Origin of the sequence: Klebsiella sp. C283 (genome assembly GCF_048822555.1) — a bacterium.
Taxonomy (GTDB): Bacteria; Pseudomonadota; Gammaproteobacteria; order Enterobacterales; family Enterobacteriaceae; genus Klebsiella; species Klebsiella quasipneumoniae.
In genome coordinates this window covers 266867-287635 of record NZ_JBMEZS010000004.1, presented here as the reverse complement: position 1 = coordinate 287635, position 20769 = coordinate 266867, and the positions used below count along the sequence as shown (strand labels likewise).

Sequence of the window (20769 nt, the reverse complement as noted above, 5' to 3'; positions counted from 1 at the left end):
GGGCGGGGGGATGGCAAACCCTCGGCGCGTTTGCCTGAAGATAAAGTTCCCCCGCGGCCTGACGGGCGGCGGGGGAGCGTGGGGCGCGTGGCGCTTATGGGGTGACGATGTTGAACCAGAAGGCAAAGGTGTCCATATAGCTCAGCATTTCGTCGAGCTTAGCGCCATTGCCGCTAATGTTAACCTCGCCGTTAGCCTGAGCCTGCTTCAGCGTCTCCTGTTTCAGGATGATCTTATTCAGGGTGTCGCGGCTGAGCGAGATGCTGGCGTCTGCGTTGTCGGCTACCGCATTGGCGGTATGGTTAAGCACGCCGTTTTCCAGCTCCAGTTTGTACTTGCCGCCGTCTTTACCCAAGTCGATGTTAAAGACCGCTTTAGCCGCCCCGGCTTTTTCGCCGTTGATATGCACCCCGAGATAATCGAAGAACATTTCCGGCGTCATCGCCCGCACGGTATCCGGACTGGCGGTGTTCGGCGTCGGCAGTTTCTGCACGCCGTTACGCAGCTCCTGAGCGCCGGTGAGGTAGAAGTTGCGCCAGGTCCCGGCTTCCGCCTGATACCCGAGCTGCTCCAGGGCGTCGGCTTCCAGATGACGCGCCTGCTGATTGTTCGGATCGGCGAAGACGATTTTGCTGGTCACCTGCGCCACCCAGCGGTAGTTCCCCTGCTGGTAGTCGGCTTTGGCTTTCTGCATGATGGCATCGGCGCCGCCCATATATTCCACGAACTTCTTCGCCGCCTGCTCTGGCGGCAGCTCGTCGAGGGTGGCCGGGTTGCCGTCGAACCAGCCGAGGTAGAAGACGTAGGTCGCTTTCACATCGTGGCTGACGGAACCGTAGTAGCCGCGGCTGGACCACTGTTTCTCAAGGGACTCCGGCAGCTTGAAGTTGGCGGCGATCTCATCGCGGGTCATGCCCAAATTCGCCATCCGCAGAGTCTGGTCGTTGATATAGCGATACATATCGCGCTGACCTTTCATCAGCTTAACGATATTGTCGTTGCCCCAGGTCGGCCAGTGGTGCTGCGCGATAATCACTTCCGCATCGTTGCCCCAGCGGTCGATGGCGGCATTGATGTATTTCGACCACGCCAGCGGATCGCGGATTTTGGCGCCGCGCAGCGAGTAGGTGTTGTGCAGGGTATGGGTGACATCCTCTGCCGCCTCGATCATTTTCTTCTCTTTGACATACCACAGCATCTCAGACGGCGCTTCCGAGCCCGGCGCCATCATAAAGTCATAGGTCAGGCCGTCGATCACTTCCTGCTGACCGGTATGGGTAATGTAGTTGGTCGGCGGGATCAGCGTGACGGTACCCGCCGAGGTGGTGGTGCCGAGACCGGCGCCAACCTGACCTTTGGAGTCCGGCTTCAGCAGGTTGCCATACATATAGCTGGCGCGGCGGCTCATCGCGGTACCGGCCATGATATTTTCGGAAACCGCTTCTTTCATAAAGCCGTCCGGGGCGTAAATCTTCACTTTTCCGGCTTTGACATCGGCTTCATCCACCACCCCGCGGATACCGCCGTAGTGGTCCACATGGCTGTGGGTAAACAGCACCGCCACCACCGGTTTTTTCGGCCGGTGGGCAAAATAGAGCGCCAGAGCCTCTTTAGCCGGTTCGGCGCTTAGCAGCGGGTCGATGATGGTGATCCCGGTTTTGCCTTCAATAATGGTCATATTGGAAAGATCGAGATTACGGATCTGGTAAACGCCGTCGGTGACTTTGAACAGACCGCCGATATTCAGCAGCTGCGACTGTCGCCACAGGCTGGGATTGACGGTGTCCGGCGCCTTTTCGCCCTCTTTGACGAAATTATATTTGGCCGGATCCCAGATAATATTTCCCTGGTCACCTTTGAGCATCGCCGGCGGCAGGGGCGCGATAAATCCCTGATGGGCGTTGTTAAAGTCGGTTTTATCCGCAAACGGCAGTTTACGGTATAGCGCCTGGTTCGCCTCCCGCGTGGCCGGTGTGGCATCCTGTTGTTGCGCGGCGGCAAAGGCGGTTACCGACAAAGACGATAACATTCCGGCCAGCGCCAGATTTTTGGCTATCTGATTTAATTTCATCACTACCTCTCAGGTAATTTATTTTGCGGAAATAAAAAATATCTCCCGCTTAAAAAGTGAATGGCTTGTCGTTTATTCTAAAGACTAATATTCCGCTGAATAGTCCCATATGGGACTGGCGCGGCGCCGCCAAAGGATCCCCTCGTCTTTAGCAGGCGAGGACTGCTATACTGTCGCTAACGGCGCAGGCGAGGGCAGAGAATGAATTTCCAGGAAATACATAGTTATTATAAGACGTTAGCCATAGCCGACTTTTTTGCCGATATCCTCGTGGAAGGTGAAGAGGTTATTCTCGCCGCCAATAAAAAATGGTGCCCGCAACCGGGGTATATTTATTTTTGCACCGAGGGTTCGCTATCCATATTAATGCCGGATGATGGGTTGAATATCGGTAATACTATTGAGCATATGCCTATTGGCCTGATGGAGCGGTATTGCCCGCTGGCGAAATTTGAATATACCGGAAGCGCAACCGTGACGCTGCGTAAAATTTCCTATGCCACTTTTGATCGCCTTTTTATTGCTACCCACCCGCAGCGCGTCGAGGCGCTGGCGCAGGTGTTGGTGTTCATGAGTATCTTTACCATCGACCTGCACAATGAACGTCGCCAGGTCACCAGCTACCAGACGATTCGTCCGATGCTGTATCGCTATTTGTATCGGCAGCATACGCATGAGGGTGAAAATGAGGGGCTGGCGTTATTTATCATCCGGCGTACCAATCTTTCGCGCACTCATGTGTTTCGCGTGCTGGCGGACTTAAAGGCGGGGGGATATATCACGATGAAACGTGGCAAACTGATCTCTATCGATCGACCGCTGCCTGCGGAGTACTGACCGGGCAGGAGAGGGTAACAAGGCAGAATGCTCTGTCTTGTTACCCACGACGCCTGTCAGCGAATCATTACGGCGTCACGATGTTAAACCAGAAGTCAAACGGGTCCATATAGCCTAACATTTCATCGAGTTTAGCCCCGTTACCGCTGATTTTAACTTCCCCCTTATCTTCCGCCTGCTTCAGGGTCTCTTCTTTGAGAATGATTTTATTCAGGGTAGCGCGATCCAGCGTCAGGGTGGCATCCGCCTCTTTGGCTTGCGCATTGGCGGTGTGGTTCAGCACGCCATTTTCCAGTTCCAGTTTATATTTACCGCCGTCATTGCCCAGATCGATATTGAAGACCGACTTCGCATTGCCCGCTTTTTCGCCATTGATATGGACCGCCAGATAATCAAAGAACATTTCCGGGGTCATGGCGCGGACGGTGTCCGGGCTGGCGGTGTTCGGGGTCGGACCTTTCACCACGCCATTGCGCAGTTCCTGGGCGCCGGTAAGGTAGAAATTACGCCACGGGCCGGACTCCGCCTGATAGCCTAATTGCTCCAGGGCATCGGCTTCCAGATGACGCGCCTGCTGGTTGTTAGGGTCGGCGAAAACGACTTTGCTCACCACCTGGGCAACCCAGCGGTAGTTACCCTGGTCGTAATCCTCTTTCGCTTTCTTCAGGATGGCATCCGCGCCGCCCATGTACTCGACGAACTTCTTCGCCGCTTCTTCTGGCGGCAGTTCGTCAAGGGTGGCCGGGTTGCCGTCGAACCAGCCGAGATACAGCACGTAGGTGGCCTTCACATCGTGGCTGACCGAGCCGTAGTAGCCGCGGTTAGCCCAGGTATTGGCGAGGCCGTCCGGCAGTTTAAAGTTAGCGGCGATTTCATCGCGGGTCAGGCCTTCGTTAGCCATCCGCAGGGTCTGGTCGTTGATGTAACGATACAGGTCACGCTGACTCTTCAGTAGGTTAACCACGTTCTCGTTGCCCCAGGTCGGCCAGTGGTGCTGGGCCATTATGATCTCAGCCTTATCGCCCCAGCGAACGATCGCCTGGTTGATATATTTCGACCACGGCAGCGGCTCACGGATCTTCGCCCCGCGCAGCGAGTAGGTGTTATGCAGGGTGTGGGTGACATCCTCTGCGGATTCGATCAATTTCTTCTCTTCGATATACCACAGCATTTCTGACGGCGCTTCGGAGCCTGGCGCCAGCATGAAGTCATAGGTCAGGCCGTCGATCACCTCTTTCTGGCCATCCTTATCAATGATGTTGGTTGGCGCAATCAGGGTGACGGTGCCTGCCGAGGTGGTAGTCCCCAGGCCCGCGCCCACCTGGCCTTTAGCGTCCGGCTTCAGCAGGTTGCCGTACATATAGCTGGCGCGGCGGCTCATGACGTTCCCGGCCATGATATTTTCCGCCACCGCCGCTTCCATAAATCCGGACGGCGCGTAGATTTTGACTTTACCCGCTTTGACGTCGGCTTCATCAACCACGCCGCGCACGCCGCCGTAATGGTCAACGTGGCTGTGGGTGTAGATCACCGCGACGACCGGTTTTTTACCCCGGTTTTTATAGTAGAGATCCATCCCGACTTTGGCGGTTTCAGCCGAGACCAGCGGGTCTACGACGGTGATCCCCTCTTTGCCCTCGATGATTGTCATATTGGAGAGATCGAGGTTGCGGATCTGGTAGACCCCGTCGGTGACTTCAAACAGGCCGCTGATGTTGATCAACTGCGACTGGCGCCACAGGCTCGGGTTTACGGTTTCTGGCGCTTTTTCCCCTTCTTTAATGAAGGCGTACTGGCCCGGATCCCAGATGACATTGCCCTGTTCGCCTTTGATGACTTCTGGCGGCAGGGCGGCAATAAAGCCTTTATGCGCATTGGTGAAATCGGTGTTATCGGAGAAGGGGAGTTGGTTGTAGAGGGCATCGTTCGCTTTTTTGGTCGCTTCGGTTGCCTCTTTGGCTGACGTATCTGCCCAGGCGGCGAAAGCGAGACTACTTAACATGCCCGCTAACGCTAACCCTTTCACTATCGGGGTTAATTTCATTGCAATCCTCATTTATTGCATGGTTCGTTCGGTTTTACCGATTTAACGCAGGTGACTGTTTGTTACAGATTTTTTAAATATAACCACACATTTACATTCATCCAGTTTTGCTTGCAAAAAACACATTTTTAATCAGAAATTACGCCTTTTGTATTAGCTGGCGAACGGGGAAAAAAAGCCGGTCAGCTTGTGTTACACCGCCACATTTCGTACCCTGCTTCAGGAAAATGTTGTACCGCTTTTATGACTCGGGGTGCCCTTCTTAAATGAAGGCTGAGAAATACCCGTACCACCTGATCTGGATAATGCCAGCGTAGGGAAGTCAGAGACCGCAGGGTCATTGCTTCTACCTCGTCTGGCGGGAGCAAACCATGCCTGAGCTGTTGAATCCCGCGCCTGTCGCGCACCTGCGCCATCTGCTGCGCGCCCATTCCCCCCTTGTGCACTGCATGACCAATGACGTGGTGCAGACCTTTACCGCCAATGTTCTGCTGGCCGTCGGCGCCTCGCCGGCGATGGTGATCGATCCCCGCGAAGCGGCGCAGTTCGCCGCCATCGCCGATGGGCTGTTAATCAACGTCGGCACCCTGACCGAAGATCGCGCAGTGGCCATGCGTGCCGCAGTGGAGCAGGCCCGCCAGGCCGGCAAGCCCTGGACGCTGGATCCGGTGGCGGTCGGCGCCCTGACCGTGCGCACGGCCTTTTGTCACGCGCTGCTGGCCTTCCAGCCGGCGGCCATTCGCGGGAATGCCTCCGAAATTCTGGCGCTGGCCGGGATGAGCGCCGGCGGGCGCGGGGTGGATACCACCGATACGGCCGCCGCGGCGCTGCCGGCGGCCCAGGCGCTGGCTCGTCAGTTGACCACCGTCGTGGCGGTCACCGGTGAGGTGGATTACGTCACCGACGGCGAGCGGGTGCTCAGCGTGGCGGGCGGCAGTGCGCTGATGACCCGGGTGGTGGGCACCGGCTGCGCGCTGTCGGCGGTGGTGGCGGCGAGCGCGGCGCTGCCGGGAGACCGGCTGGAAAACGTGGCCGCCGCCTGCGGGCTCATGAAGCAGGCCGGGGAAATTGCCGCCCATCACGGGGGGCCCGGGAGCTTTGTTCCGGCGTTTCTCGACGCGCTGTATCAGGAGGTGCGCGCATGAAACGCATCAATGCTCTGACCATCGCCGGCACCGATCCCAGCGGCGGGGCCGGTATCCAGGCCGATCTGAAAACCTTCTCCGCGCTTGGGGCCTACGGCTGCTCGGCGATCACCGCCCTGGTGGCGCAGAATACCCGCGGCGTGCAGTCGGTCTATCGTATTGAACCGGACTTTGTGGCGGCGCAGCTCGATTCGGTGTTCAGCGATGTGCGCATCGATACCACCAAAATCGGCATGCTGGCGGAAACCGATATTGTGGAAGCCGTGGCCGAGCGGCTGGCGCGCTACCGGGTGGCCAACGTGGTGCTGGATACCGTCATGCTGGCGAAAAGCGGCGATCCGCTGCTGTCGGCCTCGGCGGTGGAGACCCTGCGTCAACGATTGTTGCCGCAGGTGTCGCTGATCACCCCGAACCTGCCGGAAGCGGCCGCCCTGCTTGATGCACCCCATGCGCGCAACGAGCGCGAAATGCTGGAGCAGGGGCGGGCGCTGCTGGCGCTGGGCTGCGGTGCGGTATTGATGAAGGGCGGCCATCTCGACGATGCCGAGAGCCCGGACTGGCTCTTCACCCGCGAAGGGGAACAGCGATTTACCGCGCCGCGAGTACAGACCAAAAACACGCACGGCACCGGCTGCACGCTCTCGGCGGCGCTGGCGGCGCTGCGTCCGCGTCACGCCGACTGGGCGGCCACCGTTACCGAGGCCAAGGCCTGGCTGTCGGCGGCCCTGGCGCAGGCCGACTCCCTGGAGGTGGGCCACGGCATCGGGCCGGTGCACCATTTCCATGCCTGGTGGTAAATGGCAGCGTAACGGGACAGCAGAATCTCCTGAAAAAATACCCTCCCGGCTGGAAAATAGGCTAAGTCGGTACCAGGCTTAACCTGCCCAAAATAATTGGGTTGGGATAATGCATGCCGGCTCCGGCCGGCCTTACGGGAGATTGCTATGACTGATATTACGCAGTTGCTGGGCAAAGATGCCGAGAGCCTTTTGCAGCACCGTTGTATAACCATTCCGGCCGACCAGCTGTATCTGCCTGGCGCAGATTATGTTGATCGAGTGATGGTGGATAACAATCGACCGCCGGCGGTGCTACGCAATATGCAAACCCTGTACAACACCGGACGACTGGGGGGGACCGGCTACCTGTCCATTCTGCCGGTCGACCAGGGCGTGGAGCACTCGGCGGGGGCCTCCTTCGCCGCCAACCCGCTGTACTTTGATCCGAAGAATATCGTCGAGCTGGCGATCGAAGCCGGCTGTAACTGCGTGGCGTCGACCTACGGCGTGCTGGCCTCGGTGTCGCGCCGTTACGCGCATCGTATTCCTTTCCTGGTGAAGCTCAACCATAACGAAACGCTGAGCTACCCCACCGAATACGACCAGACCCTCTACGCCAGCGTTGAGCAGGCGTTCAATATGGGGGCGGTGGCCGTGGGCGCGACGATCTATTTCGGCTCGGAACAATCGCGTCGTCAGATAGAAGAGATCTCCGCGGCCTTTGAGCGGGCCCATGAGCTGGGCCTGGTCACCGTGCTGTGGGCCTATCTGCGCAATTCGGCATTCAAGAAAGACGGTGTCGACTACCATGTTTCCGCTGACCTGACCGGTCAGGCCAACCACCTGGCGGCCACCATCGGCGCCGATATCGTCAAGCAAAAGATGGCGGAGAATAACGGCGGCTACAAAGCGGTTAACTTCGGCTATACCGATGACCGGGTGTACAGCAAACTGACCAGCGATAACCCCATCGATCTGGTGCGCTACCAGCTGGCCAACTGCTACATGGGCCGCGCCGGGCTGATTAACTCCGGCGGCGCGGCGGGCGGAGAGACCGACCTTGCCGACGCGGTGCGCACGGCGGTGATCAATAAACGCGCCGGCGGCATGGGGCTGATCCTTGGCCGCAAAGCGTTTAAGAAATCGATGGCCGACGGCGTGAAGCTGATCAATGCCGTACAGGATGTCTATCTCGACGGGAAAGTGACTATCGCCTAAGGCGAAAATCCGGGCGTCACCGCCCGGATTGCTCGTTGTTCATAGCAGATGTCGGGTTTATTAAGACTCCGCCGCGTTGGCGGTAAATGGTTTCGCACTCTGAGCGCGAGTAATGCCAGGCTGTTCAACGCGGATTAACGGGCACAGGAAGAAGGCCAGAATATATAAGGCGGTATAGGCAATCACCACCCCGATGGTGCTGAAATAGGGCAGCAGCACCACGGCGATCGCCGGCGCCAGAAAGTTCGACAGCCCGGCAGACAGGTTATAGACCGAAATCGCCGCGCCTTTATGGTTCGGCTCCAGCGCCGGGAACACCGCCGCCATCGGCACGAACGCGGCGACGAAAATACCTAGGGCAATAGCCGGCACCAGCGCCATCGCAAAGCTGTGGCCAAAGTGCTGAGGGATGTAGTAAAACGCCAGGCTGGAAAGCGCCATCCCGATGCAGCCGAACCAGCGAATCACCTTCATCCAGCCCATTTTCTCCGCCACGATCCCCCAGAAAACGTTCGAAAAGATGGTGGTAAAGAAGAAGGCCGCCCACACCTGGAGCCACTCCGAGGTGGTAAAGCCCAGCTCATCAACGAACATCATCGGCATAATCACCGCAAAACCAAACAGCGACAGGGTGTTAATAATGCGCACGATGCTGGAGAACAGGATGCTGCGGTTGGTATAGATCAGCGTCGCGGCGCGCCCCAGTTCGGCGATTTTTTCGCGAGTGGTCAGGTTCTGCATATGGCGCGGCGTTTCGGTATGACGCATCGACACCAGCGCAATGATGCCGCCGGCGGCACAGAAGACCAGCGCCAGCCACAGGGTGCCCATTTCGCCAATGTGGGGAATGGTGAAGCTCGGAATATAGCTGCCGAACACGCCGATACCCACGGAGTAGACCGCCCAGAACCAGCCCAGCGCAGAGCTGGAACTGTCGCTGCGAACGTTGTGGATAATGGCGACGATAAATGAGTAGAGGAACAGCGGGTAGGCCAGGCCGCGAATGCCATAAAACAGCAGGATCAGCGCATAGTTGGCGCGACCGAGGCCGAAGACGAGGAACAGCACGTGGAATACACACCACAGCACGAAGCCGATCATCATGGCCTTGCGCGGGGTGATGATTTCCGCCACCACGCCGGAAATCCACGCCGAGAGGGCGGCGGCCAGACCGTAAAGCGTAAAGGCAAAGGAAGCCTGCGCCGGGGTAAATCCGAGTGTTTTGATGTAGTGCGACAGAAAAGCCAGCTCAAAGCCGTCGCCGGTCATAAACACGGCGATGGCGACATATCCCCAGATGAGGTTGAGCGGTAGACCATACCACTGTTTGTTATTTACGGACATGTTGACCTCGATTTCAGAGTGCAGATGAGTGTCTCCGCTGCACAGCAGCGGAGCATTATTGTTATTAAAAAAAGAGGGATGTTATTCGCGAATCAGCCTGCCGGCCTGTTGTAGCGCCTTATAGGCCTCATATCTGCGCTGATGTAACGAGCTAAACGCAGTCTCGCTGTGATAGGTGGCATCCACCTGAGTGAATTGCTTCATGGCCTCCGGCAGCGAAGCCGCGACTCTGCCCGCCACCGCGCCGAGGATGGCGGAGCCTAACAGCACCGGCTCGCTGCTGACGGTGCTCACGACGCTAACGCCGCAGGCGTCGGCCAGCAGCTGACGCACCAGCGGATGCTGTCCGGCCCCGCCGCTGATGACGATATTTTCACTCTCAATCCCGCAGGCGCGCTGGGCGTCGAGGATCTGTCGCAGGCCATAGCCAATCCCGCATAATCCGGCAACGTACAGCGCGGTCAGGTTATCCAGGTCCCGCTCCATCCCCAGCCCGGCAATCAGCGCTTTCGCGTGTGGGTCGGCAAGCGGCGCGCGGTTACCGAGAAATTCGGGCACCACGTGCAGACCGGCGGCCAGCGTTACCGCCTCAGAAGGCGAAGCCGTCTGCGCCAGTACGCGATCCGCCAGCCAGACCGGCAGAGGGACGCCCGCCGCTTTCGCTTGCTCGCGAGCCTCCGCCGCCGCCGGATGGAAGCTCAGCAGCTGGTCGATAGCCGCGCCGGCGGCGCTTTGTCCGCCTTCAATCAGCCAGTAGCCAGGCACCATCGCCGAATAGTATGGGCCCCAGACGCCGGGGACGAACACCGCTTCCTCAGTGGTGGTCATGGTGCAGGAGGAGGTGCCGAAGACGTAGGCCATATTGTTGACCGCGCCGTTAAGTACCCCGACGGTGCCGATGCCGCCCGCGTGGGCGTCAATCATCCCCACCGCCACCGGCGTGCCGATCGGCAGGCCCATCTCCTCCGCCGCCGTGGCGCAAAGACCGTCGCCGCAGGGGGTTCCAGGTTCGACAATCCGTTGGCCGATGCGGACAAAATCTTCATCCGCCAGCTCTTCGAGGCCAATCTGGCGGAAGTAGCCTGCATCCCAGCGTTGTTCATGCGCCAGGTAGGTCCATTTACAGGTCACAGTGCAGACCGAGCGGGCTTCATCGCCGGTTGAGCGCCAGGTAAGGTAATCGGCAAGGTCGAAGAAGTGGCGCGCCTGCTGATAGATGTGCGGGCGATTCTCCTTCAGCCACAGAATTTTCGGCGTTTCCATCTCCGGCGAAATTTTGCCGCCAACGTACTGCAGCACCGGGTGGCCCGTCGCGTTGATCTTTTCCGCCTGCCCGGTGGCGCGATGATCCATCCAGACGATAATGTTGCGGTCCGGATCGTCCGAAGGCCCGACCGCCAGCGGCGCGTCGTTATCGCCAATCACCACCAGCGAACAGGTGGCATCGAAGCCGATCCCGGCGATCGATGACGGCGGGACGCCGGCGCTGGCCACGGCGGTTTTAATGCAGTAGCACACCGCCTGCCAGATCTCACGGCTCGACTGCTCCACCCTGTTTCCGGCGCTGCGAAAGAGGGTAATTTCCCGGGTCGCGTGGGCGAGAAGCTCGCCACGCAGATTGAATACCCCGGCGCGCACACTGCCCGAACCGACATCCACACCAATAATGTTTTGCGTATCGTTTTGCATCACATCCTCTCACAGGCTGGTTACGGATCAGAGATCCACGCTGTTCGGCAGGATCACAATGTCGCGTACGGTGACGTTTTTCGAACGCGTCACCATAAACAGCACTGACTCCGCCACTTCAATCGGCTGCATCAAACTGCCGTTGGCCAGCGCTTCATCCATTTTGGCTTTTGGCCAGTCGTCCAGCAGAGCGGTCACCACCGGGCCCGGTAGTACGGCGCCGACGCGCACGCCATACTGCGCCACCTGGCGACGAGTCGTATGTACAAACGCCTGCACGGCGAATTTCGACGCGGTATAGACAGGCTCCCAGATCACCGGCACCACGCCCGCGATGGAGCTGGTGAATATAATATCCCCGGATTTTTGCGCGATCAGATGCGGCAGGACGCTACGCACGCAGCGGAAGGCAGCGTTGATGTTGAGGTGCAGCACGCGGTCCCAGACGTCCGGGTCGCCCTCGGCCACCGGCCCGCCGATATAGGCCCCGGCGTTGGCGTGGAAGATATCGAGACGCCCGGTGAGCTGCAAAATGCCCTGCAGAAGGTTATCAACCTGATCCGCCTGCATCAGGTCAACCTGCAGAGCGAAGGCGTTTTCGCCAAGTTCGGCGACCAGTTTGCTGAGCTTTTCACCTTCGCGGTCGATAAGCACCACTTTTGCGCCAGCTCCCAGCAGGGTCCTTGCGCACTCGAGGCCGATACCGGACGCCGCGCCGGTGATCGCGGCGACTTTACCGCTGAGGGAAGTATTCATAGAGGAGACAGAGTGGTTCATTTTATAATCCTTTGCCGTATCTGGTTGAAACTATCGAACCCGAGGGCATCGCGTTCGAGGTGATGGACAAATACATGGTAACCTATTGAATATCAGCATCATTATTCAGGCTTGCTGGCATGTTAAGGCGGTATGCGCGCGTACTTCCTGGCGTGAAATGGATGCTCAATCGATGAAGCTATGTTGCTCTCGCTTCATCGATTGAGCAAGTGGGGAAATTAACAGCGACATGATTTTGTGACGCAAGTTGGAAAAATGAAGAAGATAACGATTTACGACCTGGCGGAGCTTTCCGGCGTTTCGGCGAGCGCGGTGAGCGCTATCCTCAACGGCAACTGGAAAAAACGCCGCATCAGCGCAAAGCTTGCCGAAAAGGTGACACGGATTGCTGAGGAGCAGGGCTATGCGATTAACCGCCAGGCCAGCATGCTGCGCAGTAAAAAATCACACGTCATTGGCATGATTATCCCCAAATACGATAACCGCTACTTCGGCTCTGTCGCCGAACGCTTTGAGGAGATGGCCCGCGAGCGTGGCCTGCTGCCGATTATCACCTGTACGCGCCGAAGCCCGGATCTGGAGCTCGAAGCGGTAAAAGCGATGCTCTCCTGGCAGGTTGACTGGGTGATCGCGACCGGGGCGACCAATCCGGATAAAATTTCCGCGCTGTGCCAGCAGGCGGGCGTGCCCACGATCAATCTCGACCTGCCGGGGTCTCTCTCTCCGTCGGTGATTTCAGATAACTACGGCGGCGCGAAAGCGCTGACCCACAAGATCCTCGCTAATAGCGCCCGCCGTCGGGGAGAGCTGGCGCCGCTGACCTTCATCGGCGGGCGCAGCAGCGACCATAACACCAGCGAGCGCTTACGCGGCTTCCACGATGCGCATCACGAGCAGGGATTGCGCGTGCCGCAGGCGAATATTCTGGCTCCCGGCTATTCGAAAGGTCACGTTGAGGCCTGCCTGCAGGAGCGGTTTGGCAGCGCGAAGACGCTATTGCAGGGGATATTTGTTAACTCGACGATATCCCTCGAAGGGGTTGTGCGCTGGCTGTCGCAGGTGGGGCTGACCGGCAGCGAGCAGCCGCCGATGGGCTGCTTCGACTGGGATCCGTTTGTCTATCTGCTGGGACACGATATCGACATGGTGCAGCAGGACGTACCGGCGATGCTGGACGCTGTTTTTTCGATTATTGACGCCGGCGAAGCCAGCCAGCAGCGGATTGAAATTCCGCCGCGATTGATGAGCAGTAGCTGAGTCGCCGTCTGCTGATTGCCGTTAGCGCGTCAGCAGCCAGCGCGCGGTATGTTCATCGGTCACCAGACCGTTGATCCAGCCGCCTTTAAGGGCGGCCAGGATCGCCGGTCGTTTGTATTCTCCACAGGCCGCGGCAATCCGCGGGCAGTGGTTCTGGCGGATATCATAGCTGGTGATCATGCGGTTGATCTCGCTGTCTACCACCTCGCCTTCTGCATCGATAAACCGCCCGAGGATCTCCCCGATGCCGCCGCGGGCGGTCAGCTCATCCATCTGCGCCTGATTGATAAAGCCGTCTTTAAAGATCGGGCTTTGCGTGCCCAGCGGACCAATGCCGACAAAAATGACGTCCGCCTCCCGGGCGACGCCGGAGACGCTGCGAAATAAGCGATTGGTGCACCACATCTCATACTCTTCCGCGGTCTGGGCGTAGCGCGGCGCAGGCCACTGATAGTACTTGGCCTTAATTTTGCGGGTGAGCAGCAGGGGCACGTCATCGTAATAGTTGCACTGCCCGTCGGCGTCCATGGCGCTGATCAGCGCCACGCAGCGGGTATTCAGGCTGTCGAAATCGATGCGCTGCAGCGCTTTTTTCAGGGTCAGGCCCGAGCCCAGGCCGATGATTTTCTCTTTATCATCCTGCAGATAGCGAGCCATCAGCTGATAGCAGCCAAACGATACGCTGTCGAGGGTACTCTCTTCGCTAAAGGCGGGGACCACATTGCATTCGATAAGCCGGTACTTTTCCTGCAACAACTGCGCATAATCGAGGCAGTTCGCCACCGGATGGTGCAGATTAATCGACACAATCCCTTCTTCTTTCGCGGCGGCGATCAGCCGTTGCACCACCGGTCTGGAGGTGCCCAACTGGCTGGCGATCTCGCTCTGATTCTGGCCGGCGATGTAGTACATCCATGCGGCACGCACCTTCTGATCCAACCGGATATCGTCTTCTTTACTCATGGTTTCCCGCCCTAAGTTGCTGGCCAGGGCACGCAATTGGCCCGGCGAATATCCGCATTCTCGCCGTGGTTGCCATAACTGGCAAGCTTTTGCTCTTTACTGGTCATTTGTAATTTAATTGGGTAATTGCTCTTTTGTGATCCGCGGCTCTTATTTTGGTCAAATGATCAATTACAGTGGCGCCATCCACTCAAGGAGAGCAGAACATGAACAATCAATTCACATGGCTTCATATCGGTCTGGGTTCTTTTCATCGCGCGCATCAGGCGTGGTATCTGCATCGTCTGATCGCTTCCGGCGATAAGCGCTGGCGCATCGCGGCGGGCAATATTCGCAATGACGCCGAGCAGGTGGTGCAGGCGCTGGCGGCGCAGGGCGGACGTTACGTCCTGGAGACCGTCAGCCCGGAAGGGGCGCGTGAATATGAAGAGATCACCTCAATTCAAAAACTGCTGCCGTGGCAGGCCGGGCTGCAGCCGCTGATTAACGAAGGGGCTAACCCGCAAACCAAAGTTATCGCCTTTACCGTGACGGAAGGGGGGTACTACCTGAATACCCGCCATCAGCTGGAAACCAGCAACCCCGATCTGCAGGCTGACCTGAAAGGCGAATGCAAAACCATTTACGGTACCCTCGCGCGAATTCTGGAAAAGCGCATGGCGGACAACGCCGGGCCGCTGACCCTGCTCAACTGCGACAACGTGCGTCATAACGGCGAGCGCTTCCACGACGGGATGGTGGAGTTCCTGCAACTCACCGGCAAACAGGCGGTGATTGACTGGATGGCGGCCAATACCACCTGTCCGAACACTATGGTGGACCGCATCACCCCGCGTCCGGCGGCCGATCTGCCGGCCCGTATCAAAGCGCAAACCGGCATTGACGATAAGGCGCCGGTCATGGGCGAGACCTTTATCCAGTGGGTGGTGGAGAACAACTTCCGCGATGGCCGCCCGAACCTGGAAGCGGTCGGCGTGGAGATGGTCGAGTCGGTTATCCCGTTTGAAGAGGCGAAAATCCGCATCCTGAACGCGTCGCACAGCTGCATTGCGTGGGCGGGGACCTTAATCGGCCAGCAGTATATTCACGAAAGCACGCTCACCGATGTTATCTACGCCATTGCCGACCGCTACGTCACGGAAGATGTGATCCCATGCCTGGGCGATAACGGCATTGATTTGCCGACCTACCGCGATGTGGTGCTCAAGCGCTTTACCAACCCGCATATCCAGGACACCAACCAGCGCGTCGCCGCCGACGGCTTCTCGAAAATTCCGGCGATGATCGCCCCAACCCTGCAGGAGTGCTATCAGCGCGGCGTCCGCCCGGAAGCGACCGCCATGCTGCCGGCGCTGTTCTTCGTCTTTATGGAGCAGTGGCATAAGGGCACCCTGCCGTATCAGTACCAGGACGGCATCCTGGATGAGCAGGCGGTGCATGAGATGTATGAGGCTCAGGATCCGCTGGCTGTCTTCGCCCGCGATAAAGCCCTGTTTGGTGGCCTGGCCGACAACGCGGATTTCCTGGCGCTGATGCGCGAGAAAGTCGCCGCCGTTTACACGCTGATTAAATAAGAGGTGGCTATGTATCTGGGTATCGATCTTGGCACATCGGAAGTCAAAGCGCTGGTCATTGATGAGAACAATCAGGTTATCGCCAGCCATAGCGCGCCGCTGAGCATTCAGCGGCCTCATCCGCACTGGTCAGAACAATCACCGGAGTTATGGTGGGAGGCGACGGAGTATCTGATGGCCACGCTGCGGGAAAAATGCGCCCAGCACTGGCCGGCCGTCAAGGCGATTGGCCTCTCCGGACAGATGCACGGCGCGGTGTTGCTGGATGAAAAGGGGGAGACGATCCGTCCGGCCATTCTGTGGAACGACACCCGCTGCGCCGCAGAGTGCGCGGAGCTGGAGGAGATGGCGCCGGAGTTGCATCAGGTGGCGGGCAACCTGGCGATGCCCGGCTTTACCGCGCCGAAGCTGCTGTGGGTGCGTCGTCACGAGCCGCAAAACTTTCAGCGCACCGCCACGGTGCTGCTGCCGAAGGATTATCTGCGCTACCGGATGACCGGGAAGAAAGTCTCCGATATGTCGGACGCCGCCGGGACGCTGTGGCTGGACGTGGCTAAGCGCGACTGGTCCGATGCGCTGCTGGACAAGTGCGGTCTGTCGCGCAGCCAGATGCCGACGCTGGTGGAAGGCTGCGAGGTTTCCGCCACCCTTGATCCGAAAGTGGCCGAACGCTGGGGGCTGAACGCCTCGGTGGTGGTGGCCGGGGGCGGCGGCGATAACGCGGTCAGCGCCATTGGCGTCGGGGCGGTTTCACCGGGGGATGCGTTTATTTCGCTCGGTACCTCCGGGGTGCTGTTTGTGGTGACCGACGCCTATCGTCCGGCGCCGCAGTCGGCGGTCCATGCGTTTTGTCACGTTCTGCCGAACCTGTGGCATCAGATGAGCGTGATGCTCAGCGCCGCCAGCTGTTTGCAGTGGTTCTGCCGCCTGACCGGCACCACGGAGGTGGCGCTGCTGGCGGAGATTGCCGAGCTAAGCGAGGAGGAGAAGGCCAACGCGCCGTTCTTCCTGCCCTATCTCTCCGGGGAACGTACCCCGCATAACGATCCTGACGCTCGCGGCATGTTCTGGGGCATGACCCACTCCAGCCTGCGCGCCCAGCTCGGCTACGCGGTGCTGGAGGGGGTGAGCTTTGGCATCAACGACGGCCTGCAGGTATTGAAAGAGAGCGGGACGCCGATCGCGCAGTGCTCGCTGGTGGGCGGGGGCTCCCGCAGTCCGTTCTGGGCCCAGCTGCTGGCCGATATTCTCGCTATGCCGGTGGTGACCCACAAAGGCGGAGAGACCGGCGGCGCGCTGGGCGCGGCGCGGCTGGCCTGCCTGGCGGCGGGCAAACCGGTTGCCGCGGTATGTGAAAAACCGGAAGTGTGGCAGACCTGGCGTGCGGATCCCATTCGCCACCACACCCTGATGCAACGCTACGCGCAGTTTAAGGCCCTGTATTTAAACGATCTGCACTATCGGCAGCATTAATTTTTATCACCATAACCGCTCCGGTGAACTGACCGGAGCGGCCTCCTGTACCCTGAAAACGAGGTCATTATGTCTATCAATAATAAACAGTGGCTCGGTTTACCCCTGAACCTGCTCTGGGGATACATCGCCATTGCCGTGTTTATGACCGGCGACGGTTTTGAATTAGCCTTTCTCTCGCACTATATCAAAGCGCTCGGATTCTCCCCGGCGGAGGCCTCCTTTGCCTTTACCCTCTACGGCCTGGCCGCCGCGCTGTCGGCATGGATCTCCGGCGTGGTGGCGGAAATTATTACGCCGCTGAAAACCATGATGATTGGCTTCGTGCTGTGGTGCGTATTCCACGTGCTGTTCCTCGTTTTCGGCCTCGGTCATGCCAACTATGCGCTGATCCTGGTTTTCTACGGCATTCGCGGCTTCGCGTATCCGCTATTCCTTTACTCGTTTATCGTGGCGATTGTCCATAACGTCAAAAGCGACAACGCCAGCTCGGCCATCGGCTGGTTCTGGGCGGTGTATTCCATCGGCATCGGCGTCTTCGGCAGCTATATTCCGAGTTTCACCATTCCGCGCATTGGCGAAATGGGCACCCTGTGGCTGGCGCTGGCCTTCTGCGTTACCGGGGGCGTGATTGCTCTGGCTTCCCTGCGCCATATTAAAACGCCGCAGCATATGCAGAACCTGACCACCCGCGAGAAGTTTGCCGAGCTGGGCCGCGCCGCGACGCTACTCTATACCAACCGCAATATTCTGCTGTCGAGCATGGTCAGGATCATCAATACCCTCTCGCTGTTCGGCTTTGCGGTGATAATGCCGATGATGTTCGTCGATGAGCTGGGCTTTAGCACCTCGGAATGGCTGCAGGTGTGGGCGGTCTTCTTCTTCACCACCATTTTCTCTAACGTGCTGTGGGGCATTCTGGGCGAAAAACTGGGCTGGATGAAGGTGGTGCGCTGGTTTGGCTGCATCGGGATGGCGCTCTCCAGCCTGGCGTTTTACTACATCCCTCAGCACTTTGGCCACAGCTTTGCGATGGCGCTGATCCCGGCCATCGCCCTGGGGATCTTTGTCGCCGCCTTCGTGCCGCTGGCCGCCGTGTTCCCGGCGCTGGAGCCGAAGCACAAAGGCGCGGCGATTTCGGTGTATAACCTGTCGGCGGGGATGTCGAACTTTCTCGCCCCGGCGATCGCCGTGGTGCTGCTGCCGTTCTTCAGCACCATTGGGGTCGTCATCGCCTATACCGCATTGTACGTGGTGGCCTTTTTCCTCTGTGCGTTTATCCGCGTCGAGCAGCCGGGATTTTCCCACAAGCAAGCGACTGCCAGCGAGCAGGTGGAGTTCTCTTAAGGTGATGCGGCTGGCGTGCCAGGCATGCCAGCCTTAATGAGGTGAATGATGAGTATTCAGGCAGTGATTTTTGACATGGATGGCGTGATTATTGATTCCGAAAGCCTGTGGCGGCAGGCGCAAATCGACGCCCTCGCGCAGTGGGGGGCAACGGCGAGCGTCGAGGAGTGCGAAACCCTGACCAAAGGCAAGCGCCTCGATGAGATCGCCGGCACCTGGTGCCGCTATTTTCAGCTTAACCTTGCCCCGTCGCTGCTGGAAGACGCCATATTGCAGCGTATTACCGGCCTGATCGCCGCCGAAGGCGAGCCGATGCGCGGGGTGCATGAGGCGTTACGCTATTTTCGCCATGCCGGCTATAACATTGCGCTCGCGACCTCCTCGTCCCGCCAGGTTATCGCCGCCGTGCTGAACAAGCTCTCGCTCTGGCACTATTTTGATGTGATTTGCAGCGCGGACGATGAAGCGCAGGGCAAGCCGCATCCGGCGGTGTATCTGACGACGTTGGATAAGCTTAATCTCGACGCCAGCCGGTGCCTGGTGATCGAAGACAGCTTCAACGGCTTTTGCGCGGCTCAGGCCGCGGGTATTCCTACGGTGGTGATTGCCGAAGATAGCCAGCACGCGCGTTTTCAGGCCGCCGTGGGCCGTTACCGGGCGCTGCCTGAACTGCTGGAAGCGCTTACCGCCGAGCCAGAGGCGGTCGCATAACTCACGCTTTCGTGAGCGCAGAAAATCCCGGGATGTACACGGTCGGTCACTCTCTCTTCTGCGCTCACGCACTTTTTTCTCCATGCCGATCCGCCTCACATTTCACTCATCTTTTGTGAAAACAGTCACATCTTGTTGTGCCAATGCCCAAATTTATTGCCTTGCTTAGCGGTGTTTGTCCGAGGCACTGCTACGTAATTGTACTTAGATTAGATATTGAAACGTATTTTCAATAATGTGAAACCGCTTTGCCGATTTGCTTCTATCGATCGGATTTGGCCGTGATAAGGATTGAGCATGAAAATTGAATCTGTGAATGTCACCGTTTTCCAGTATCCCACACGTCGGGTTTCCGACAGCGCCGGGCACTCCCATCCGGGGGCTGAAAGCATGGCCAAAATGGCGATGCTGACCATCACCGCTGATGATGGGGCGCAGGGTTTTTCGTTTGCGCCTCCGGAAGTCGTGCGCCCGTTCGTGGTGAATACTTTTTTCCGCAAAGTGCTGGTGGGGCAGGACCCGTTTAACCGCGAGCGTATCTGGCAGGATCTTAACCACTGGCAGCGCGGTAGTGCACATCAGCTAACGGAGCGCGCGCTGTCGTTTATTGAACAGGCGCTGTGGGATCTGATAGGCCGCAGCCTTAAGATGCCGGTTTACAAGCTGCTCGGCGGCTATCGCGACACCGTCCCGGCTTACGGCAGCACGATGTGCGGCGACGATCTGCCGGGTGGTCTGTCGACCCCGGAGGAGTATGCCGCCTTTGCCGAAAAGCTGGTCGCCCGCGGCTACAAGGCCATCAAGCTGCACACCTGGATGCCGCCAATCTCTTTTGCGCCCAATCCCAAAATGGATATTAAAGCCTGCGCGGCGGTGCGCGAAGCGGTAGGGCCGGATATTGACCTGATGATTGACGGCTATCACTGGTACAGCCGCGCCGAGGCGCTGTGGATCGGCAAAGAGCTGGAAAAACTCAATTTCGCCTGGTTTGAAGAGCCGATGGAGGAGGATTCGATGTCCTCCTACGCGTGGCTGGCGGAAAACCTGTCGATCCCCATCGTCGGGCCGGAGAGCTTCGGCGGCAAGCACCACATGCGCGCCGAATGGGTGAAAGCCGGAGCCTGCGACATTCTGCGCGCCGGCGCTAACGGCGTGGGCGGTATTACCCCGACCATGAAGGTCGCGGCGCTGGCGGAATCTTTCGGCATGGATTGCGAAGTCCACGGCAACGGCGCGGCAAGCCTGGCGGTGGTCGGCGCGATCCGCAACTGCCGCTGGTACGAGCGCGGCCTGCTGCATCCGTTCCTCGACTACGATGAACCGGCGGCTTATCTCAATAGCATTGTTGACCCGATGGATGACCAGGGATTTGTGCATTTGTCACAACGTCCGGGCCTCGGCGAAGACATTAATTTTGCGTATATCGAAGCCAATACCGTTAGCCACGACTGATTCAAAAAAATATATGCCCGATGGCGCTGCGCTTATCGGGTCTGCGGCCCGGTAGGCCGGATAAGGCGAAAATGCCGCCATCCGGCAA

16 protein-coding genes and 1 riboswitch are annotated in these 20769 nt (G+C 58.7%); of the genes, 10 read left to right on the top strand and 6 right to left on the bottom strand.

The genetic code is table 11. The features are described 5' to 3' along the window. Nucleotides 1–94 precede the first annotated feature (94 nt). Nucleotides 95–2071, bottom strand: coding sequence for an alkyl/aryl-sulfatase (locus ACOI7Z_RS09585; RefSeq protein WP_087849501.1), 1977 nt, complete (start codon nt 2069–2071; stop codon nt 95–97). A gap of 201 nt (nt 2072–2272) precedes the next feature. Here ACOI7Z_RS09585 and ACOI7Z_RS09580 point away from each other — a divergent pair, with 201 nt between their 5' ends. After that, complete coding sequence (locus ACOI7Z_RS09580) at nt 2273–2908, top strand: helix-turn-helix domain-containing protein (RefSeq protein ID WP_032453493.1); 636 nt, start codon at nt 2273–2275, stop codon at nt 2906–2908. Nucleotides 2909–2975: 67 nt separating this feature from the next. Here the strand turns inward: ACOI7Z_RS09580 and ACOI7Z_RS09575 are convergent, their stop codons facing one another. After that, a complete protein-coding gene (locus ACOI7Z_RS09575; RefSeq protein ID WP_023290409.1) occupies nt 2976–4952 on the bottom strand; it encodes an alkyl/aryl-sulfatase in 1977 nt (658 codons plus the stop codon). Between the two features lie 239 nt (nt 4953–5191). Further along, nucleotides 5192–5289: riboswitch (TPP riboswitch) on the top strand. Nucleotides 5290–5323: 34 nt separating this feature from the next. Between ACOI7Z_RS09575 and thiM the strand changes: the two genes are divergently transcribed. From thiM to fbaB, 3 genes are all read left to right on the top strand, one after another. Then, nucleotides 5324–6097 carry a hydroxyethylthiazole kinase gene (gene thiM, locus ACOI7Z_RS09570; RefSeq protein ID WP_080901722.1) on the top strand — a complete coding sequence of 258 codons (774 nt, stop codon included), beginning with the start codon at nt 5324–5326 and terminating at the stop codon, nt 6095–6097. Next, entirely contained in the window at nt 6094–6894 is an 801-nt protein-coding gene (thiD, locus tag ACOI7Z_RS09565; protein WP_009307429.1) for a bifunctional hydroxymethylpyrimidine kinase/phosphomethylpyrimidine kinase, read from the top strand. The genes thiM and thiD overlap by 4 nt, the downstream gene beginning before the upstream one ends. A gap of 147 nt (nt 6895–7041) precedes the next feature. Continuing rightward, a complete protein-coding gene (gene fbaB / locus ACOI7Z_RS09560; protein ID WP_004201578.1) occupies nt 7042–8094 on the top strand; it encodes a class I fructose-bisphosphate aldolase in 1053 nt (350 codons plus the stop codon). A gap of 60 nt (nt 8095–8154) precedes the next feature. Here fbaB and ACOI7Z_RS09555 read toward each other — a convergent pair whose 3' ends face one another. From ACOI7Z_RS09555 to ACOI7Z_RS09545, 3 genes are all read right to left on the bottom strand, one after another. Next, nucleotides 8155–9438, bottom strand: a complete 1284-nt coding sequence (locus ACOI7Z_RS09555; protein WP_087849500.1) for an RbtT/DalT/CsbX family MFS transporter — start codon at nt 9436–9438, stop codon at nt 8155–8157. A gap of 81 nt (nt 9439–9519) precedes the next feature. Beyond that, complete coding sequence (locus tag ACOI7Z_RS09550; RefSeq protein ID WP_064154334.1) at nt 9520–11127, bottom strand: FGGY-family carbohydrate kinase; 1608 nt, start codon at nt 11125–11127, stop codon at nt 9520–9522. A gap of 27 nt (nt 11128–11154) precedes the next feature. Continuing rightward, nucleotides 11155–11904, bottom strand: coding sequence for an SDR family oxidoreductase (locus ACOI7Z_RS09545; protein ID WP_170927858.1), 750 nt, complete (start codon nt 11902–11904; stop codon nt 11155–11157). A 255-nt stretch (nt 11905–12159) separates the two neighbouring features. Between ACOI7Z_RS09545 and ACOI7Z_RS09540 the strand changes: the two genes are divergently transcribed. Then, complete coding sequence (locus ACOI7Z_RS09540) at nt 12160–13161, top strand: substrate-binding domain-containing protein (protein ID WP_087849497.1); 1002 nt, start codon at nt 12160–12162, stop codon at nt 13159–13161. Nucleotides 13162–13182: 21 nt separating this feature from the next. Here ACOI7Z_RS09540 and ACOI7Z_RS09535 read toward each other — a convergent pair whose 3' ends face one another. Then, entirely contained in the window at nt 13183–14124 is a 942-nt protein-coding gene (locus ACOI7Z_RS09535) for a sugar-binding transcriptional regulator (protein WP_087849496.1), read from the bottom strand. Between the two features lie 206 nt (nt 14125–14330). Here ACOI7Z_RS09535 and dalD point away from each other — a divergent pair, with 206 nt between their 5' ends. The 5 genes from dalD to ACOI7Z_RS09510 all read left to right on the top strand — a co-directional run bounded on the left by dalD (nt 14331) and on the right by ACOI7Z_RS09510 (nt 20681). Beyond that, a complete protein-coding gene (dalD, locus tag ACOI7Z_RS09530; RefSeq protein ID WP_087849495.1) occupies nt 14331–15698 on the top strand; it encodes a D-arabinitol 4-dehydrogenase in 1368 nt (455 codons plus the stop codon). A 9-nt stretch (nt 15699–15707) separates the two neighbouring features. Next, complete coding sequence (gene xylB, locus ACOI7Z_RS09525; RefSeq protein ID WP_087849494.1) at nt 15708–17171, top strand: xylulokinase; 1464 nt, start codon at nt 15708–15710, stop codon at nt 17169–17171. A gap of 69 nt (nt 17172–17240) precedes the next feature. Next, nucleotides 17241–18518, top strand: a complete 1278-nt coding sequence (dalT, locus tag ACOI7Z_RS09520) for a D-arabinitol transporter (protein ID WP_087849493.1) — start codon at nt 17241–17243, stop codon at nt 18516–18518. 48 nt (nt 18519–18566) lie between these two features. Continuing rightward, nucleotides 18567–19229: an HAD family hydrolase gene (locus tag ACOI7Z_RS09515; RefSeq protein ID WP_087849492.1), complete on the top strand. Its 663-nt coding sequence runs from the start codon at nt 18567–18569 to the stop codon at nt 19227–19229. A 297-nt stretch (nt 19230–19526) separates the two neighbouring features. Beyond that, nucleotides 19527–20681, top strand: coding sequence for a mandelate racemase family protein (locus tag ACOI7Z_RS09510; protein WP_032728516.1), 1155 nt, complete (start codon nt 19527–19529; stop codon nt 20679–20681). Nucleotides 20682–20769: the final 88 nt, after the last annotated feature.

Coding starts and splice junctions, on each gene's coding strand:
- ACOI7Z_RS09585 (WP_087849501.1), bottom strand. CDS start 2,071: ATGAAATTAAATCAGATAGCCAAAAATCTGGCGCTGGCCGGAATGTTA.
- ACOI7Z_RS09580 (WP_032453493.1), top strand. CDS start 2,273: ATGAATTTCCAGGAAATACATAGTTATTATAAGACGTTAGCCATAGCC.
- ACOI7Z_RS09575 (WP_023290409.1), bottom strand. CDS start 4,952: ATGAAATTAACCCCGATAGTGAAAGGGTTAGCGTTAGCGGGCATGTTA.
- thiM (WP_080901722.1), top strand. CDS start 5,324: ATGCCTGAGCTGTTGAATCCCGCGCCTGTCGCGCACCTGCGCCATCTG.
- thiD (WP_009307429.1), top strand. CDS start 6,094: ATGAAACGCATCAATGCTCTGACCATCGCCGGCACCGATCCCAGCGGC.
- fbaB (WP_004201578.1), top strand. CDS start 7,042: ATGACTGATATTACGCAGTTGCTGGGCAAAGATGCCGAGAGCCTTTTG.
- ACOI7Z_RS09555 (WP_087849500.1), bottom strand. CDS start 9,438: ATGTCCGTAAATAACAAACAGTGGTATGGTCTACCGCTCAACCTCATC.
- ACOI7Z_RS09550 (WP_064154334.1), bottom strand. CDS start 11,127: ATGCAAAACGATACGCAAAACATTATTGGTGTGGATGTCGGTTCGGGC.
- ACOI7Z_RS09545 (WP_170927858.1), bottom strand. CDS start 11,904: ATGAACCACTCTGTCTCCTCTATGAATACTTCCCTCAGCGGTAAAGTC.
- ACOI7Z_RS09540 (WP_087849497.1), top strand. CDS start 12,160: ATGAAGAAGATAACGATTTACGACCTGGCGGAGCTTTCCGGCGTTTCG.
- ACOI7Z_RS09535 (WP_087849496.1), bottom strand. CDS start 14,124: ATGAGTAAAGAAGACGATATCCGGTTGGATCAGAAGGTGCGTGCCGCA.
- dalD (WP_087849495.1), top strand. CDS start 14,331: ATGAACAATCAATTCACATGGCTTCATATCGGTCTGGGTTCTTTTCAT.
- xylB (WP_087849494.1), top strand. CDS start 15,708: ATGTATCTGGGTATCGATCTTGGCACATCGGAAGTCAAAGCGCTGGTC.
- dalT (WP_087849493.1), top strand. CDS start 17,241: ATGTCTATCAATAATAAACAGTGGCTCGGTTTACCCCTGAACCTGCTC.
- ACOI7Z_RS09515 (WP_087849492.1), top strand. CDS start 18,567: ATGAGTATTCAGGCAGTGATTTTTGACATGGATGGCGTGATTATTGAT.
- ACOI7Z_RS09510 (WP_032728516.1), top strand. CDS start 19,527: ATGAAAATTGAATCTGTGAATGTCACCGTTTTCCAGTATCCCACACGT.